General features: G+C 53.2%; 12 protein-coding genes. 7 read left to right on the top strand and 5 right to left on the bottom strand.

Translation table 11 applies throughout. The features are described 5' to 3' along the window. The first annotated feature begins 60 nt into the window (after nt 1-60). From BD749_RS15995 to BD749_RS16010, 4 genes are all read left to right on the top strand, one after another. The gene (locus BD749_RS15995) at nt 61-1,158 is read left to right on the top strand and encodes a DUF4856 domain-containing protein (RefSeq protein ID WP_101446196.1); all 1,098 of its coding nucleotides are present in this window, start codon (nt 61-63) and stop codon (nt 1,156-1,158) included. Nucleotides 1,159-1,252: 94 nt separating this feature from the next. Next, nucleotides 1,253-2,371 (top strand): imelysin family protein, encoded by a 1,119-nt coding sequence (locus tag BD749_RS16000; protein ID WP_101446198.1) that lies wholly within the window; start codon nt 1,253-1,255, stop codon nt 2,369-2,371. Between the two features lie 16 nt (nt 2,372-2,387). Next, entirely contained in the window at nt 2,388-3,770 is a 1,383-nt protein-coding gene (locus BD749_RS16005) for an HTTM domain-containing protein (RefSeq protein WP_101446200.1), read from the top strand. Between the two features lie 3 nt (nt 3,771-3,773). After that, a complete protein-coding gene (locus BD749_RS16010; RefSeq protein WP_101446202.1) occupies nt 3,774-6,185 on the top strand; it encodes a TonB-dependent receptor in 2,412 nt (803 codons plus the stop codon). 44 nt (nt 6,186-6,229) lie between these two features. Here the strand turns inward: BD749_RS16010 and yidD are convergent, their stop codons facing one another. Further along, nucleotides 6,230-6,451 carry a membrane protein insertion efficiency factor YidD gene (gene yidD, locus BD749_RS16015; RefSeq protein WP_101446204.1) on the bottom strand — a complete coding sequence of 74 codons (222 nt, stop codon included), beginning with the start codon at nt 6,449-6,451 and terminating at the stop codon, nt 6,230-6,232. A gap of 97 nt (nt 6,452-6,548) precedes the next feature. Here yidD and BD749_RS16020 point away from each other — a divergent pair, with 97 nt between their 5' ends. The 3 genes from BD749_RS16020 to BD749_RS16035 all read left to right on the top strand — a co-directional run bounded on the left by BD749_RS16020 (nt 6,549) and on the right by BD749_RS16035 (nt 12,113). Next, entirely contained in the window at nt 6,549-8,879 is a 2,331-nt protein-coding gene (locus BD749_RS16020) for a S46 family peptidase (RefSeq protein ID WP_180336429.1), read from the top strand. Between the two features lie 321 nt (nt 8,880-9,200). Then, on the top strand, nt 9,201-9,950 hold the full coding sequence (locus tag BD749_RS16030) for a PorV/PorQ family protein (RefSeq protein WP_143741275.1): 750 nt from the start codon (nt 9,201-9,203) through the stop codon (nt 9,948-9,950). A gap of 6 nt (nt 9,951-9,956) precedes the next feature. After that, nucleotides 9,957-12,113 carry a helix-hairpin-helix domain-containing protein gene (locus BD749_RS16035; RefSeq protein WP_245869327.1) on the top strand — a complete coding sequence of 719 codons (2,157 nt, stop codon included), beginning with the start codon at nt 9,957-9,959 and terminating at the stop codon, nt 12,111-12,113. Here BD749_RS16035 and sigZ read toward each other — a convergent pair. The 4 genes from sigZ to BD749_RS16055 all read right to left on the bottom strand — a co-directional run bounded on the left by sigZ (nt 12,110) and on the right by BD749_RS16055 (nt 17,363). Then, complete coding sequence (sigZ, locus tag BD749_RS16040) at nt 12,110-12,742, bottom strand: RNA polymerase sigma factor SigZ (RefSeq protein WP_101446213.1); 633 nt, start codon at nt 12,740-12,742, stop codon at nt 12,110-12,112. The two genes, BD749_RS16035 and sigZ, sit on opposite strands and share 4 nt — an antisense overlap. Before the next feature lie 167 nt (nt 12,743-12,909). Beyond that, complete coding sequence (locus tag BD749_RS16045; protein ID WP_101446215.1) at nt 12,910-13,332, bottom strand: ArsI/CadI family heavy metal resistance metalloenzyme; 423 nt, start codon at nt 13,330-13,332, stop codon at nt 12,910-12,912. Between the two features lie 119 nt (nt 13,333-13,451). Then, nucleotides 13,452-15,344 (bottom strand): DUF3857 domain-containing protein, encoded by a 1,893-nt coding sequence (locus BD749_RS16050; protein ID WP_101446218.1) that lies wholly within the window; start codon nt 15,342-15,344, stop codon nt 13,452-13,454. 27 nt (nt 15,345-15,371) lie between these two features. After that, nucleotides 15,372-17,363 (bottom strand): DUF3857 domain-containing protein, encoded by a 1,992-nt coding sequence (locus tag BD749_RS16055; protein ID WP_101446220.1) that lies wholly within the window; start codon nt 17,361-17,363, stop codon nt 15,372-15,374. Between the last annotated feature and the right edge of the window lie 8 nt (nt 17,364-17,371).

A 17,371-nucleotide genomic window follows, 5' to 3' on the forward strand; every position in this document is an offset into this window, starting at 1 on the left:
TAACCCATATTAGCTTTGCGACATATTTATAATCAATCTAAATAAAAATAACCTCACCGTATGCTCTCACGATTCAACTACAAAGCGATTGCCGTGCTAGGCCTTTCTGTCTGCACGCTTTTCTCCTCCTGCTCTGATGACAAAGAAGAAAATGTTTCTTACAATGTGCCCACTACTTACAACTTTGACAATGTAAACTACTCTGGCCAGACAGATCGTATGAGCATGTTGTCGGAGCTTGACACTTATGTAAAGACAGGAAACAACGGCGCCCTGCTGAATGCGCAGAAAATGAAAAACATGTACGCCAACGTGAATGCTCCATTCGCTGAGGCAAGGTTAAATACTTCGGGAAAGCAACTGAAGGATAAAACCATTCTTTCTGCTCAGTCTTTATTTGAAAGCTACTTTGATGCAGCCGCTACTGCCAGCCTTTCTGCCGGCACGCCTGCCCTGAAAGAAAAAGCTGGTATTCTGACCACCGCAGAAGGCACCAAATACCTGGTAGATGCCAATGGTGTAGAACCTGCTCAAATCATCCAGAAAGGTTTAATGGGCGCTGTGTTTTATTTCCAGGCAGTAGAGTCATACCTCACGGAAGCCAAAATAGGCGCAGCTGTAGACAACGCCACCGTTACACCGGGCGAAGGCACTAAAATGGAGCACCATTTTGATGAAGCTTTCGGTTACTTTGGCGCCCCGATTGATTTCCCCACCAACCTGAATAACCTGAAATTCTGGGCCAACTACAGCAACAAGGTGAATCCTAGCACAGGTAGCAACAAAGCCCTCATGGATGCTTTCCTGAAAGGCCGTGCCGCCATCTCTGCAAAAGACATAAAAGGAAAAGACGAGGCAGTGGCTACTATTCGCGCAGAATGGGAAAAGCTGGTAGCGGCTTCTGCCATACTGGAGCTGAACCTGGCCAAGACAAATATCGCAGATCAGGCCAAAAAGAGCCACTACCTGTCAGAGGCTATGGGCTTTATGATGAGCCTCAAGTTTAAGTCTGACCGCAAGATCACGGACGCACAGCACCAGGAGGCCATGGCCAAGCTAGGAACCAACTTCTATGACACGACAGCTGCCGACATCAACGCTGCCATCAACATCATCAGCGCAGCTTACGGTATGGATAGCATTAAAAATCAGCTATAGCAATTGATTTGCCTGAAGACAAATAACTCTTAACCATAGCAACAGCTACAGCATCTACGGGTGCTGTAGCTGTTGCTGATTACACCATCATACTATGACCGCACTCAAAAAATCTACTTACGCCGCTGCGCTGGCCTGTCTGGTTGCGCTTTCCGGCTGCGGCTCCAACGACGGCGACTCAGGTCCCAAGTCAGAGTACGATCGCCAGGCTATGCTGGCCAACTATGCCGATAACCTGATCATACCGGGCTATCAGAAACTAAAAACAGAGACGGGCGAGATGGCCACTGCCGTGGCGGCCTTTACGGCCAGCCCTTCCGCCACCACACTGGCTGATGCCCGCAAAGAGTATCAGGAAGCGTACCTGGCCTGGCAGGATGCGAGCACCTATGAGTTTGGCCCGGCCGATGACCTGCTGCTGCGCAACAACCTCAACATCTACCCTACCACCACCAGCCAAATCGAGAGTAACATCAGCAGTGGCAGCTACGACCTGCAAACCGCAGCCAATATTCCGGCTAAGGGTTTCCCGGCTATTGACTACCTCCTGTATGGGCAGGCAACAGAGGCAGCCGTGGTAGACAGGTATACGACCGCGGCAAACGCCGCCAACCGCAAAAAGTACCTGCAGGATATCACCAACCTGATCAAAGAAGCCGCCGACGCTGTGCATAGCGCCTGGACAACAGGCAACACCGCCAAAAATTTCAAAGAGACGGGAGGAACGGCTGTAGGCAGCTCTATTGGCAACCTGGTAAACCAGTTCAACTTTGAAGTAGACTTGACCAAGCGCGCGAAGGTAGGCATCCCATCGGGCAGGTTCTCGGCAGGTAACCCTGTGCCGGACAGAGTGGAGGCTTATTACAGCAATACCTCGCTTGCCCTGCTGGAGCGTAACCTGAAGGCCCTGAAAGCAACCTTTATGGGGCAGTCAGCGGCAGGTGCCAATGGTCCGGGACTGGATGATTACCTGGACCACGTGGGCGCGAAATATGCCGACAAGAATCTTTCTGCGGCCATCATCCAGCAATTTGACGCTGCCCTGGCTGCAGTGGCGGCTGTACCTGCTCCGCTTTCACAGGCTGTCACCAGCAATCCGCAGGCTGTAACCAAGGTATACGACGAATTGCAGAAGCTCATCGTGCTGACCAAGACCGATATGCCAGCCGCCCTGGGGGTAACCATCACTTATACCGATAACGACGGCGATTAAACAAGCGCAAAGAAGTATGCTTCAAAACCTGAAAGCCCGGCTTACTGCCCCTGTCTCTGCCGCTCCGCTGGCAGTTTTCCGCATCATCTTCGGAGCGATGATGCTGGGCAGCATTGTCCGTTTTATGGCCAAAGGATGGGTACACGAGCTGTACGTGGCGCCCAAGGTATACTTCCCTTTTTATGGATTTGAGTGGGTGAAGCCATTGGGCGAGACGGGCATGTATGTCTTGTTTGCCCTGATGGCTTTCTCTGCCCTGGGCATTATGCTGGGGCTGTTCTACCGCTGGTCGGCAGTGCTTTTCTTTCTCAGCTTTACCTACGTCGAGCTCATCGACAAAACCAATTACCTCAACCACTACTACTTTGTCAGCATTGTGGCGCTGCTCATGATCCTGGTGCCGGCGCACCGCCACTTCTCCCTGGATGTGCTGCGCAAGCCGCAACTGTGGGTGAGCCAGGTGCCGCGCTGGACCATCCTGATCTTTCAGCTGCAGTTGGGGCTCGTGTACTTTTATGCCGGTGTAGCGAAGTTGAATGCCGACTGGCTGTTTGAAGCCATGCCATTGCGCTACTGGCTGCCGGCCCATACGCACCTGCCGCTTATCGGTCCGCTGCTAGACGAGGTATGGGTGGCGTTTGTGTTCTGCTGGTTCGGCGCCTTTTACGACCTGACCATTCCTTTCTTCCTGAGCTGGCGCAAGAGTCGTTCGCTTGCCTACCTCACAGTGGTTGTGTTTCATGTGCTCACGGCGGTGCTGTTCCAGATCGGCATGTTCCCTTACATCATGATGCTGAGCACGCTGATCTTCTTCTCCGCCGGCTTCCACGAAAGGATACTGCAGGCACTCCGGGGTATAGCCCGGGTGAGGATGCCGGAAAAAGTCGTATCGGCACCCGTTTCCAGACCGGCGCAGGGCATACTGCTGAGTGTGCTGGCGCTGCACTTTGCGGTGCAGGTGCTGCTGCCCTGGCGCTTCCTGCTATACCCCGACAAGCTGTTCTGGACAGAGCAGGGCTACCGTTTTTCGTGGCGGGTGATGCTGATGGAAAAAGCAGGAACGGCTTTTTTCTATGTACGTGACCCTCAAACCGGTCAAGAATCTGAAATACATAACCTCGATTACCTCACCGTGAACCAGGAAAAGATGATGGCCACACAGCCTGACATGCTCCTGCAGTTTGCCCACATGCTGCGCGACGATTACAAGGCCAAAGGTATACCAAACCCGGAGGTGCGCGCCGAGGCCTATGTGACCATGAACGGCCGGGGCAGTCGCCTGCTGATCGACCCGAACTTTAACCTGGCAGCCGCCAGGGATGATTTCCGGCACAAACACTGGATTTTACCTTTTGAAGATAACGCACTGCAGCCAAAAACTGTAGGACAGCTAGACTAAACTATGCGCTTCACGCTCTCCCTTTTACTTGTACTGAGCAGCCTGCAACTCACGCTGGCACAGACCTTTCAGATTTCCGGCAGGGTAAGCAATGCCGCCACCGGCCAGGCTGTACCTGAGGCGGAGGTGCTGTTGGTAAGCAACGGCAGCATCACAAAGGCCGATGCCAAAGGCAATTACCTGATCAAAAACCTCCCGGCAGGCACTTATACCCTCACTGCCTACAGCATCGGACTGGGTAGCCAGACACAGCAGGTGACTATCAGCGATGCTAATGTAACGCTGCTCTTCGAGCTAAGGCCGCTGGAAGGGAAACTGCGGGAAGTAAACGTGAAAGGAGAGCGCGAAAAGACTTTCGGCATCACCCGCCTTAACTCTGTGGAAGGGACTGCTATTTATGAAGGCAAGAAGAGCGAAGTAGTTGTGCTGAACGATATTACTGCTAACAAGGCTACTAACAACAGCCGCCAGGTTTTTGCCAAAGTAGCTGGCCTCAACATTTGGGAAAGCGACGGAGCGGGTCTGCAACTAGGTATAGGCGGCCGTGGCCTGAGCCCGAACCGTACCTCCAACTTCAACACCCGCCAGAACGGCTACGACATCTCTGCCGATGCCCTGGGCTACCCGGAAAGTTACTACACCCCACCAACCGAGGCACTGGAGCGCATTGAGGTTGTGCGCGGTGCGGCATCGCTCCAGTACGGTACGCAGTTTGGCGGTATGATCAACTTCGTGATGAAGGAAGGACCGGAGGATAAACCTTTTGAACTGACGAGCCGACAGACCCTTGGCTCATGGGGTTTCCTGAACACCTTCAACAGCATTGGCGGCACCAAGGGCAAGCTACACTACTACGGCTTCTACCAATACAAACGCGGCGACGGCTGGCGCGAAAACTCCGGCTTTGACGCCCACACGGCCTTTGGCTCGGTACACTACAAGCCGAACGATAAGCTGGAGCTTGGTTTTAACTATACCTACATGGACTACCTGGCCCAGCAGCCGGGCGGCCTGACAGACGCGGCCTTTAACCAGAATGCACGCCAGTCGGTGCGCGAACGCAACTGGTTTAAGGTGAACTGGAACCTGCTGGCCCTTACCTTAGACTACCGCATCAGCGACCGCACAAAGCTTAATGTGCGCAACTTCGGGCTGCTGGCACAGCGCGACGCACTGGGCTCGATGGGCAAGATTAACCGCCCGGACGACACGACGCAGCCCCGCCTGCTGCTCCAGGACCAGTTCAACAACTTCGGCAACGAGACGCGCCTGATTCACCGCTACGACCTCGGCAAGACTTTCTCGACACTGTTGGTAGGTGCCCGCTTCTACCGTGGCTTTACTGACCAGCGGCAGGGCGATGGCTCGGCAGGCTCAGACGCTGACTTCCGCTTCTACTCCGAAACCGGCGCACCCAATGCCTCCAGATACGACTACCTGAGCCGTAATGCAGCCCTGTTTGCCGAGAACATCTTTAACATCACATCGAAGTTCAGTGTGACGCCTGGCGTGCGCTACGAGTGGATCAACACTAACGCCAAAGGCAGCTACCGCAATATGATGACGGATCAGGCGGGCAATATCATTTATGATGCCGTGGTGCCGGAGGAGCGCAAAAACACGCGTAATGTGCTGCTGCTGGGCGTGGGCCTGAGCTACAAACCGTCTGAGCAGATGGAGGTATACGGCAACTTTTCGCAGAACTACCGCGCCATTAACTTCAACGACATGCGCGTGATCAACCCGAACCAGTTTGTGGACCAGAACCTGAAGGACGAGTCCGGCTACAGCGCCGACTTGGGCTTCAGAGGCAATGTGAGCGGAGTTTTGAATTACGACGCCAGCATCTTCTACCTGGCCTACCAGGATCGCATCAACTTCCAGAGCATCCCGGGTACTACCAACCGCATCCGTACCAACGTGGGTGACTCGCGCAACCTCGGGCTGGAGACCTTTGTGGAGGCAGACCTGCTCAAACTCTACTATGGCAAAGAGCATCCGACGAGCCTGACTGCTTTTTCTAACATCACGTTCGTCAACACCAGGTATAGCAGCCCTTTGTCTGACATTGATGGAAAGGAAGTGGAGCTGGCACCCGCTGTTATTGCCAAGACCGGCCTCTCTTTTAAGCGCAATAATTTCAAACTAGCTTACCAGTATGCATATACGGCGAAGCAGTATACCGATGCGCCAAACTCTGTGCTGGAGCCAACCGCCGTGGTAGGCGTTATACCTGCTTATTGGGTAATGGACCTCTCAGGCAGCTATACCTACAAGCGCTTCACGCTGGAGTCAGGCATCAACAACCTGACTGACAACCGCTACTTCACGCGTCGTGCTACGGGTTATCCGGGGCCGGGCATTATCCCTTCAGATGCCCGCAATTATTACGTCACGCTGCAGTTCCAGCTGTAGAAGTTGCCCTATTAAAATGTCAACATAGAAAACTCCGAATCGGCCTACGGCACCGGGTCATATCCGCTTCCACCCCAGGGATGACAGCGCCCAATCCGCTTCAAGGCCATCCAGCCACCTTTAAAAGGGCCATACTTGTTCACCGCTCCTACAGCGTAGGTAGAGCAGGAAGGAGAATAGCGGCAAGTAGCTGGCTTCAGGGGAGATATCAGGTTGCGGTATACCCAGATAAGTGCTAACAGGAATTTTTTAAAAAGCCAGGTCATGGTACGGTTTTAGCGAGCGTTTTATTTGCCGAACAACTGTTAGGTAAAGCAAATTTTGATAAATTTGTCACAGTTTAACTAATCTAAACATAATTTCATGTTAAAAAGAATCCTTTCACTCCTTCTTTTAGTTTCGCTGTGCGTGCCCTTCGCCAAAGCGGACGAAGGCATGTGGCTGCCGATGCTGATCAAGCGCCTGAACCACGCTGATATGCAGAAAAAAGGCCTGCAGCTGACTGCCGAAGAAATCTACAACGTGAACAACTCGAGCCTCAAAGACGCCATCGTGCAGTTCGGCGGCTTCTGTACCGGTGAGTTCATCTCTGCCGAGGGTCTGTTGCTAACGAACCACCACTGCGGTTACGGCCAGATCCAGTCGCACTCTACGCCCGAGAAAGACTACCTCACCAACGGTTTCTGGGCTATGGACCGCAAGCAGGAGCTTCCAAACGAAGGCCTTTTTGTGGACATCCTCGTGCGCATGGACGATGTGACTGGCAAAGTGCTGGAAGGCATCGACAACAACATGCCTGAGAAAGAGCGTCTGCAGCTCGCTTCGCAGCGCGCGCAGGCCATCGCCAAAGAGGCCAGCGAGAACGGCCGCTACGTGTCTTACGTGCGCGACTTCTTCAATGGCAACGAATATTACCTGTTCATCTACGAGCGCTTCACTGACGTGCGTCTGGTAGGTACGCCTCCGTCTGCCGTGGGTAAATTTGGTGGCGACACCGACAACTGGATGTGGCCACGCCACACCGGTGACTTCGCGATGTTCCGTGTGTACATGGCGCCAGATGGCAAGCCTGCCGATTACGCTGCCACCAACGTGCCTTACAAGCCGAAGCACCACCTGCCCATCAACATTGGCGGCGTAGACCAGGATGACTTCGCGATGGTATTCGGTTTCCCGGGCCGCACGAAGCGTTTCATGACGTCTGAAGGTCTGATCCTGGACGTAGAGCAGCTGAACAAATCGCGCATTAAGCTGCGTGACAAGAAGTTGGCTCTATGGAAAGAAGATATGGACAAGAGCGACGCAACCCGCATTCAGTATGCGTCGAAGTACGCTTCTACAGCTAACTACTACAAGTACTCTATCGGTCAGAACGAAGGCATTAAGCGCATGAAGACGGTAGAAGGCAAAAAAGCTGACGAGAAGAAATTCCAGGCCTGGGCCGATGCCAACGCAGAGCGCAAGGCCCTTTACGGCAGCGCCCTGAACGACATGAACGCTGCTTACAAAGAAATAGAGCAGTACAACCTGGGTGCTGTATACCTGAACGAAGCCGTACTGGGCACTGAAGCCTTGCTGTTTGCTTACCGCATGTCGGCGCTGCACAATGCGCTGAAGTCGGGCAACGCTGAGGCCGCCAAGAAAGCTGCTGAAGATCTGAAGCCAAGAGCCGAGGCTTTCTTCAAAGACTACAACATGGCCACCGATAAGAAGGTGTTTGCCGCCATGATGAAGTTCTACCACGAAGACATCGCCAAAGACCAGCAGCCAGAGGCATTCAAGCAAATGGTGGCTAAGTACAAAGGCGACTTCAACAAAATGGCTGACTATGTGTACAGCAACTCGGTTGTGGTGAACAAGCAGAAGACCGAGCAGTTCCTCAACAACCCAACGCAGAAGCAACTGGCCAACGACCCGGCTTTCGCCTTGGTGAACGCTATTATGGAGAACTACCAGACGAACATTGCTCCGAAACTGGCTGAGAGTAACGCCAAACTGGCCCGTGCCAACCGCCTGTACGTAGCTGGCCTGCGCCAGATGAACCCAGACAAGGTATACTACCCGGATGCGAACTCTACCATCCGTCTGAGCTATGGTTCTGTGAAAAACTACAAGCCTTACGACGGTGTGACCTATGATGTGATCACGACGATGGAAGGTGTGATACAGAAGGAAGACCCAAGCAACGAAGAGTTCATTGTGCCTGCTAAACTGAAGCAGCTGTACGAAGCCAAAGACTACGGCCGCTATGCCAACAAGGACGGTGAGCTGATCGTGAACTTCATCACCGACAACGACATCACAGGTGGTAACTCAGGTTCTCCGGTGATCAACGGTAACGGTGAGCTGATCGGCCTGGCCTTCGACGGCAACTGGGAAGCCATGACCGGTGACCTGGTGTATGACCCGGACTACAAGCGTTGCATCAACGTGAGCGCCAACTACGTGCTGTTCATGGTAGACAAGTACGCCGGTGCCACCAACCTGATCAACGAAATGACAATCGTAGACACCAACAGCCCAGGTCCGGCAGAAGCCGGTGTAGCAGCTGGCGCTGCTGGCGACAACGGCTCAGCTACACTGCTGAACGCTGCTATCGAAGAAGCAAAAGCTGAGCTGGCTGCTGGTAAGAAGTCGGTGAAAGTTGAGAAGAAAGACGGCAAGAAAAAAGCAAAAGTAGAAGTGAAGAACTAAGCTGGAGTTATTGCTGATACATTGCAAAGGCGCTGGGGCTAACCCAGCGCCTTTTTTTATCTCTATACCTAGCTTCGTAGCCACCAAGACACTCCCAGATATGTGAGATAATATGAAGCCTGAACGGCCCTCTGACATTATCACTCCTACCCTCTTGGAAGATCCTAAAAATCCTGATTCCGACCAACCCTCCTACTACACCCTCGTACATAGCACTTTAGCTATAAAACGACTTCGCATGGGATAGCGCTACTTCTACGAAACAAACTTATTTTCCTGCTTTTCCTTTTTCTGCCTGGCCTTGCTCAGGCGCAGGCCGATGTGCCCGTCGGTGCTCGGGCCGCTGCCTTGGGCAATGCCTCCGTTACGCTGCCTGACCTCTGGGCACTCAACAACAACGTGGCAGGTATAGGCAGTCTGCAGCAGGCGCAGGTTGGTGCCTATGTCGAGAACCAGTTTGGCATTAGGGCTTTTACTACAGTCGCGCTGCAGGCCGTTCTCCCGACCAGCAGGTATGGCAACTACGGACTAAGCTTGAGCCGCTTCGGCGATGAGCTTTTCAGTCAGCAGCACGTGGGCATTGGCATGGGGCACAAGTTGGGGCAGTTTAGCCTGGGTGGCAAAGTGGATCTGTGGCAGGTCGCGGCCGAAGGCTATGGCAGTCGCAAGGCCGTGGCGCTTTCGGTAGGCGGACAGGCGGAAGTAGTGCCGGGGCTTTATTTCGGTGCCTATGCCTACAACATCAATCAGGCGAAGCTGGCTGAATTTGATGACGAGCGGCTGCCGACCATTATGAAAGCTGGCCTAGGCTACCGCCCTTACCAGAAACTTCTCTTACTTGCCGAAACCGAAAAGCACATCGACTATCCTGCCAACTTCAAGGCAGGTATAGAGTACCAGCTTTTGCAGGAAAAAATGGCACTTCGCACGGGTTTCAGTTCGCTGACTAACCGGGCTACTTTTGGGCTTGGGTTTAAGGCACGTCATCTTCTCGCCGACTATGCTTTTGGCTCCACGACCTTACTAGGCCAAAGCCACCATTTGTCGCTCTCCTATACCTTCCAAAAATAAAAGCCAATGGAGCAGGGTATAGCAATAGGATTCAGGTATAAAGTGCATCGTTTACGACCATGGCGAGCAGCCATGAAGCCAGGTATAGCCACGTTCCTCCTGGTCCTTTGCACCTGGCTGCCGCTGCAGGCGCAGGATTACCCACGCCAGACCTTCGATTTTGATCTGTTTGTGCAGGAGCTCTTTGCGCAGCAGGAAGATGAGAACGTGCCTTACGAGGATTTCTACGAAACACTTTTTCAGTATTTCCAGCGCCCCATCGACCTCAACCGGACCACACCCGAAGAACTAGCCTCGCTCTACATCCTGTCGCGTCCGCAGATCGCTTCCTTCTTTCGGCACATCCGCGAGAACGGGCCTTTGCTGAGCATCTACGAACTGCAGGCTATACCTGATTTCGACCTGATTACGATTTATAAACTCGTGTACTTTGTGCGGGTGGAAGACGCGGGGTTGAATGCTGACCAGCGCCCGCTGTTGCAGCGCATCGTGGGCGAAGACAATAACGCCCTGCTCTTGCGTTACGAGCGCACCCTGCAGCAGCGCCGCGGCTATACCACCATCGACACCACCAGCCGCTCGACCACGCGTTACCTCGGCTCTCCTGACAAAGTGCTGATGCGCTACCGTGTCAGCCATACCCGCGATTACAGCCTGGGCTTCACCGCCGAGAAAGACGCCGGGGAGCAGTTCACCTGGGACCCCGGCACCCGCCGCTACGGCTTTGATTTTTACTCGGCGCATTTGCAGCTCTATAATAAAGGAAAATTTAAGACGATTGCGTTGGGCGATTATCAATTGCAGTTCGGGCAGGGGCTGTTGCTTTCGTCGGGCTACACAGTGGGCAAGGGCAGCGAAACGATAACGACTGTCAGCCGGCCGAATGTAGGGATACGCCCTTACAGCTCCGTGCTGGAGCATGCTTTTTACCGCGGCGCAGCGGCAACCTATACCTTGGGCCGTGTGGATGTAACGGGTTTTTACTCGAGCAAACGGGTGGACGCCAACCTGCAAACGCAACTCGACACGCTCGATAGCTTCGATGATTTTTTCACAGGTATACAGACCACCGGTTTCCACCGCACGCCCACCGAGCTGGCTAACCGGAAGCGGGTGCGCGAGCAGATCATCGGCGGCAATGCGACCTACCAGAGCCGCAACCGCACCCTGCTGGCAGGTATAACAGCCATGGCTACTTCTTACAGCTCACCGATCCAGAAGGCAGGGCAGCCTTACCAGCGCTTCGAGTTCGGAGGAACAGTCAACTACAACATCGGTGCTAATTACGCCTATACCTGGCAGAACGTATACCTGTTCGGTGAGACGGCCTTCTCCAAAAGCGGCAGCATGGGCACGGTGAACGGCCTGACCGCCAACCTCTCTAACAAAGTGGAGTTAGCAATGCTTTATCGCTACTACGCCCGCGACTTCCATACTTTTTATGGCAATGCCTTTGGCGAGGGTACGCGCAACATCAACGAACAGGGTTTATACACGGGCATTAAGATCAAGCCATTTGCCAAGTGGGAACTTACGGCCTATTACGACCGCTTCCGCTTTCCGTGGTTGCGCTACCGGGTGGATGCTCCTTCTCAGGGGGATGAGTACTTGTTACGCCTCCTTTTCCGCCCGACCCGCCAAAGCTCGCTCTACGCGCAGTTCCGCGCCGAAAGCAAAGGCCGCAACGTGGCCAATAACCTCACCAGCATCGATTACGTGGGGCAGGCCAACCGGAAAAGCTACCTCCTATACTATGAATTCACGCCAACGCCCGTTGTCAATCTCCGCTCCCGGGTACAGTTTAGCACGTTTGAGCTGGAGTCGCCCCAAACCGCAGGCTATTTCATTTCCCAGGACATCAATTTCAACTTCAGCAAAGTCCGCCTGAGCACCCGCTACGCCATCTTCGACACCGACGACTACGAAACCCGCCAGTATGCTTTTGAGCGGGATGTGTTGTATGCCTTTTCTATACCTGCTTTCAGTGGCAGAGGCACTCGTATGTATGCGCTTATACAGTTCCGGCCGATGCGCCGCCTGGATGTGTGGGTGAAATATGCGCTGACACATTACCGCAACCAGCGCACCATCGGGTCAGGTTTGGAAACGATTGAAGGGCCCAGAAGATCAGATATTCGGGTTCAGACGAGGTATAGGTTTTAATTCCCGGGAGTTTTCAGCTGTGCCTGTAGTGGCTGGCAACTTTCTTTCGCAGCAGCACTCACCAAGGCCCCGTCCCGGTCGAGCTCCAGATGGCAGCACTCTACAAAAAGCTCTTTCAGCTTCTCCCGTCCGCGCTGCACCCGCGATTTGGCTCCGGAGTAGGATATTCCCAAGCGTTCGGCAATCTCTTTCTGGCTAATACCTTCTATTTCGCTTAGGCGCAATGGCTCGGCATAGTGTTGTGGGAGCATGCTGATCAGAGGCAGCACCAGACTTTCGGGGGCAGGTTGGGTAGTTTCCAGCTCAGCTGCATTCCCGAGATCGCCTTCATGCTCAAGTGGTACGCTGCGGCCTTGCTCCCGGTAGTAATCATACACCGCGTTACGGGCAATTTGATAGAGCCAGGCATTCAGGTTCTTCACCTCCTGCAGCTGTTCGCAGCTTTTGTAAAGCTTCAAGTAGAGCTGCTGCAGCAGGTCATTGGCCTCGTCTCTGTCGCGCACCCGCTTCTGCACAAAACCGCGTAGTTTGGCCTCGTACTCCAGAAACACAGGCGCAACGGCAGCGCAGTTTTCTGCCGGGGCGGTAACGTGTGCGTCCGAGCAGGTAGGGCAGATTTTATTTTCCATAACGCAATGGTGGTATAGGTAGCGTGCAAAGGGATACACCTCAATTTACGAAGAAAAAAACAGGATAGACAAATTCAACTTTACTGCCGGCAGCTACTTAAAATGGACGGTTCGGGACAGGTATACGCTATACCTGCCCCGAACTGGTGTCATCGTTTTACGTTGTACTAAATGGCAGCTTCTTGGTTTTTGGCAGCAGGGCGGGCATTTATACCTTCGCCATACACTGTAGAGTCTCCGAAGGTAAAGAAAGCCTCCCAATCCACACCCTGCGGGTCGGTTATCCACGATTTCTCTGACTTAGCGTAGCAGCAAGTGCATTTACCTTCTTCCCGTATGGCACCCTTTGCCCGTTTCAGGCGGCCGTATACCTCCGCAAGTTCTTCTTCGCTTTCGGCCTGTATGCCCAGGTGCTCTATACCTGCGTTCTCGGGGTGCAGCGAAATAGCGAAATTGATGCGCGGGTCTTCCAACATCCACTTGGCATAGTCTTCTTTTACAACCGTGGGTTTAGCGCCGAAAAGCGCAGTATAGAAGGCCAGTGATTCGTGCAGGCTCTTTACACGGACGTTGACGTGAAATCTTTTCATGGCTTTGTCTTTTTAAGGTGATCTTTGATTTACACCCTGATGACGACGGGATGCCCAAAAAGACGCAGCCCCACGAAAAAAAAATTCCGCGGGGCTGTTATCAGTTATACCTGAGCTATTTACTGGATGCTCTTCACAAACACCACCTGCTGCTGATCTGCTTTGTACACTTCGTTCATAAACGCCACCATGGCAGCGTATACCTCAGGCTTATAGCGGCCTTTGTCCATCTGCAGCGTCCTGATGTAGGTAACCTGGCGTCCGTCTATGGTTACTTTTGATTCAAAGCTTCCAAACGCTGTGCTGAAGGAAAGGTCGTTAGGCTTAAACTCCAGCGCGAAACCGGCCGGCATCTCATAGACGATCGTGTCCACGTTAATATAGGCGCTCGAGCGCACGACCTCGTACTTGCGGTTTCCCGTGTTTTGAGGAACGGTGGTCCATCGGTTCATCAAATTAGGCGTCAGGAACATGCGCTTGCCACTCACCGTAGCAAGCTGTCGCAGGCTGAGCTCCAGTTTCTCGTTTACTTCCGGCATGCGTCCCTTTTTCAGATCGAAAGCGTAACTTTTCAGGTCGAAGGCCGGGATGCTGATGGTGCGGTATAGCCACTTGCGCTGCTCTTCCGGCGACAGGTTGTGAATGACATCCCGGTGATCTTCATGCGCTATGCCGGTATACCTTGTCTGTACCTGCGCTACGGCATTTCCGCTTTCATCCAGCTTCACAGTGGCCAGTCGGCTCTGCAGGTTATCCTTGGCCGTATACTCCTGGGTTTTTACCAGCTTACCGCCCGTGGGTGTTATAAGCAGCGCGTGACGGTCGCCAGTGAAGCTGCCCGAGAAGCCCGCTGACTCAAACTGACTCGTACATTCCAGCCAAAGCGTATCCTGTTTCATCGGCACGCTCAGTATCACGTGGTTGAACTGGCTGCTCGGAAAATCGGTCAGCACACCGCGTTCATTTGATCCCCCATTCACGAGGGCATAGATAGAAGGAATACCCACCGCCTGCAGCATGGCCTTGGTGTAGTTGGTGAGCGCCTTGCAGTCGCCGTAGCCTTTGGAGTCGACGAAGCTGGCCTCGAAAGGCTGCCAGCCGCCCAGGCCCAGCTGAATAGAGACATAGCGCGTGTTCGATTGCAGGTACTGGTATACCTTCTTGATCTTCTCTACCGGGTCATCGATTCCGGCCACCATGGCCTGCAGTTTGGCTTTTGTGGCTTCCGGCAAAACATCGCGCCCTTCATTAAGCTGGTTGATCCACTTCCCGTAGGCTTCCCAGGTGTCCATATTGCCTTTGTAGCCTTGCACTTCGAAATCGGAGGGAGCAGTGCGTACCATCGGCAGCAACTCCAGCATGTGGGGCGCATACGGCTCGCTTTCTACCGGGGTCAGGTTGCTGACTTCCCAGCTATACAGATCATGCGTAGCGGTAGACCACTGATGAACTTTCTCTTTCAGGTTGCTTTCGCGGTAGCGTAACGTCATTCCCTTCGGCATTATCACCTGAAAAGTGGCTTTGGCAACAGAGGTTTTACTATTGCTGAGCGGTATCCAGGTCGGGTAAAAGAGCATGTTGCTGCTCGTGGTCTGGTACTCAAACTCTACCTTGTAGGGATATACCTGGTGAGTCAACTCAGCGATCATGATGCGGTTGTCCAGCACTTCGTTGTCAGCACTTGAGGCGCTAACGTTCCGGATCTCGCTGTTCTTCAAATTCTTGATCTTCTTGCCGTTCCTGTCAAAGCTGGTCCCTTTTATGAAATCGACCTTGTTCAGCTTGTCATGATGCACATAGAGCTTGGCATGGTCGTTCCCGTGTTCGTTGTAGATCGTAACCACCCGTTTGACATGGGTAGTGCCTTTGCTCAGGGAGTGCACCGTAAATACCTTTTCCTCCTGATTAACGATGGCATTGGCGCCTTTCAGCAGGTCTGGTGTTGAAGCCGATACCGGTGTTGCCACTGCCCAAAGTGCTATAAGCAGCAGTGTGTATATATTCTTTATCATAATGATCGTTATGAAAGCCTCCTGGAGTTATTTTCTCTTTAGCACGATCTGCTCGGCGTGCTTGGCTACAATGCGCGCATACAGCTCCTTTAGTTGCGGGTACTCGGCTGCATAGTAAACGGGCTTCGTAATATCAATTTTACTGAGTACCTCCACCACATTGCCCTGTTTCTCTACCATGTACATAAAGCTTCCGCTCTGGTTCGGCAGACTTACCTTCACGTTTTGCGGTGCGTCGTCCAGCTCGTAGTTGTCCGGTATGGTAAAGCGACAGATAAAGGTCTCGCTGATCGGGAAGGCAAAGTCTACCGGGTAGGCCCGCTGCTCCAGCTTAAAGGGGTTCTCGCTCTCTCCCTGCCCCAGCATTGGGTTGAGATAAATCATCTCCTGGGCCTGTCCGCCTCCTGAGGCCAATATTTTGTAATTGAGCTCGAGTGGGCTCTCCGGTTCTTTCAGATTTTTGAACACGGGATTGCTGAACTTATAAATCCCGACCTCCTTGTTCAGTTTCTCTGTGTAGCCGGACTCGCCTTCCTCTTTCACTTCCTTGCGCAGGTATAGGGCTCTGTAGCCACTGCTAACCTCGGTCGCGTCGCCTTCGATTTGTCCGCTCTCATTTATGGTGAGGTTACCTGTGTACACCCGTTGGTATTTGTCCGATGGCTTCAGTGCGATCCATTGGTCCGTTCCGGCCTTGATCAGGCGTCCCTCTCCATTGAGGCTGCGCATGGGCAGCATGCCTGCCGGCAGCAGCGGATCCGTGGCATCCAACAGAACCGACTTGCCATTCAGGTTAACATGTGCAACCACGTAGTTAAACTTGTTGAGCATGGGTGTGCCTTTGTATACCTTGCCATGCTCCCGCGTGCTCACCAGCACAGGCGCTGCGTCCAGTCCGGCTTCCTGCAGCATGGCCGTGAGCAGGAGGTTCACCTCGGCGGCGCTGCCCGTTCTGTTGTCGAAGGCTTTGCGCAGCGTACCGGTCGTGTAAATGCCATACTTCCCGTTCCACTTCATTTGCTGCTGCACCATTTCATAGATCGCCTTCATCTTCTGCTCAGGCGCAGTGAATCGTTCTGTGATGGCGGCAATATCCCCTTTGAAAAAGCCCTTGCGGTTAAGCTGGCTACCAAAGCGCTCTTGTCGCAGCAGGTCCTTTATCACCTCGCCCCACTCACCCGTCATCACCTTCGACTCCTCTCCGGGCACATGCAGCATCTGAAGCTCAAACTCTATGCGGGCCTGGTAATCTGTCAGGGTGGTGATGTAGCGCTCCGGACGCAGCGCCGGCAGGTCTACCATCACCCAACGGTACCCGTCCCGGTTCATATCGTAGTTATCTCTGGGCTCGTAGATCTTGTGGTAACCGTGCTGTAGGGTTTTGTAGTCGAAGTATTGCGGAATCTTCACCCTGTATTCGCTCCACACGGTAGGGATGGTACTCTGAAACTCCCAGTCGCGCAGGTTGTAAATAAAGTCTGAATTAACAGTATAGCTATACTCGATCACCGAGCCTTCCTTCACATTTGGCATCGTGAATTTCTTGGTCTGCCGATACTCCGACTGCCGCTCTTCGAATACAGCACCCAGCTCCAGTTTATCTTTAATAATCTTGCCATCCTGCAGGTTGTAGGTATAACCTTTGATGCCCGTGATGGTCTCTTTGCTGCTGCCGTTCTGATACATGGGCACCTCCACGTTTGCCCAGGTATAGCCCGTCTTTTTCAGGATCTTGATACGGGTGCGACGCTCTGTGACAAGCTTCACGTCACCGTTAAGCCGAAAATGCGACACGGCAAAATCAGACAGGATGACGGCTGCCGCGCTGGTGTCTTTGTCGTAGGTCCTCATCTGGAGTTCTTCCTCCTGCACTTTCCCATACTTGTAAGGGCCGGACTGTGAAAAGACCTGCAGTACCGACAGACAAAGAATTGGAAGCAGAATATATGTTTGCTTTGCTTTCATGAAAAAAGTAGAAATAAGGGTGAGCGCGAACACCAGCTTGCGCCATGTATACACTCACCCTA

This window comes from Pontibacter ramchanderi (genome assembly GCF_002846395.1).
GTDB classification, from domain to species: domain Bacteria; phylum Bacteroidota; class Bacteroidia; order Cytophagales; family Hymenobacteraceae; genus Pontibacter; species Pontibacter ramchanderi.

Coding starts and splice junctions, on each gene's coding strand:
- BD749_RS16020 (WP_180336429.1), top strand. CDS start 6,549: ATGTTAAAAAGAATCCTTTCACTCCTTCTTTTAGTTTCGCTGTGCGTG.
- BD749_RS16005 (WP_101446200.1), top strand. CDS start 2,388: ATGCTTCAAAACCTGAAAGCCCGGCTTACTGCCCCTGTCTCTGCCGCT.
- BD749_RS16010 (WP_101446202.1), top strand. CDS start 3,774: ATGCGCTTCACGCTCTCCCTTTTACTTGTACTGAGCAGCCTGCAACTC.
- yidD (WP_101446204.1), bottom strand. CDS start 6,451: ATGACCTGGCTTTTTAAAAAATTCCTGTTAGCACTTATCTGGGTATAC.
- BD749_RS16000 (WP_101446198.1), top strand. CDS start 1,253: ATGACCGCACTCAAAAAATCTACTTACGCCGCTGCGCTGGCCTGTCTG.
- BD749_RS16045 (WP_101446215.1), bottom strand. CDS start 13,332: ATGAAAAGATTTCACGTCAACGTCCGTGTAAAGAGCCTGCACGAATCA.
- BD749_RS15995 (WP_101446196.1), top strand. CDS start 61: ATGCTCTCACGATTCAACTACAAAGCGATTGCCGTGCTAGGCCTTTCT.
- sigZ (WP_101446213.1), bottom strand. CDS start 12,742: ATGGAAAATAAAATCTGCCCTACCTGCTCGGACGCACACGTTACCGCC.
- BD749_RS16050 (WP_101446218.1), bottom strand. CDS start 15,344: ATGATAAAGAATATATACACACTGCTGCTTATAGCACTTTGGGCAGTG.
- BD749_RS16035 (WP_245869327.1), top strand. CDS start 9,957: ATGGAGCAGGGTATAGCAATAGGATTCAGGTATAAAGTGCATCGTTTA.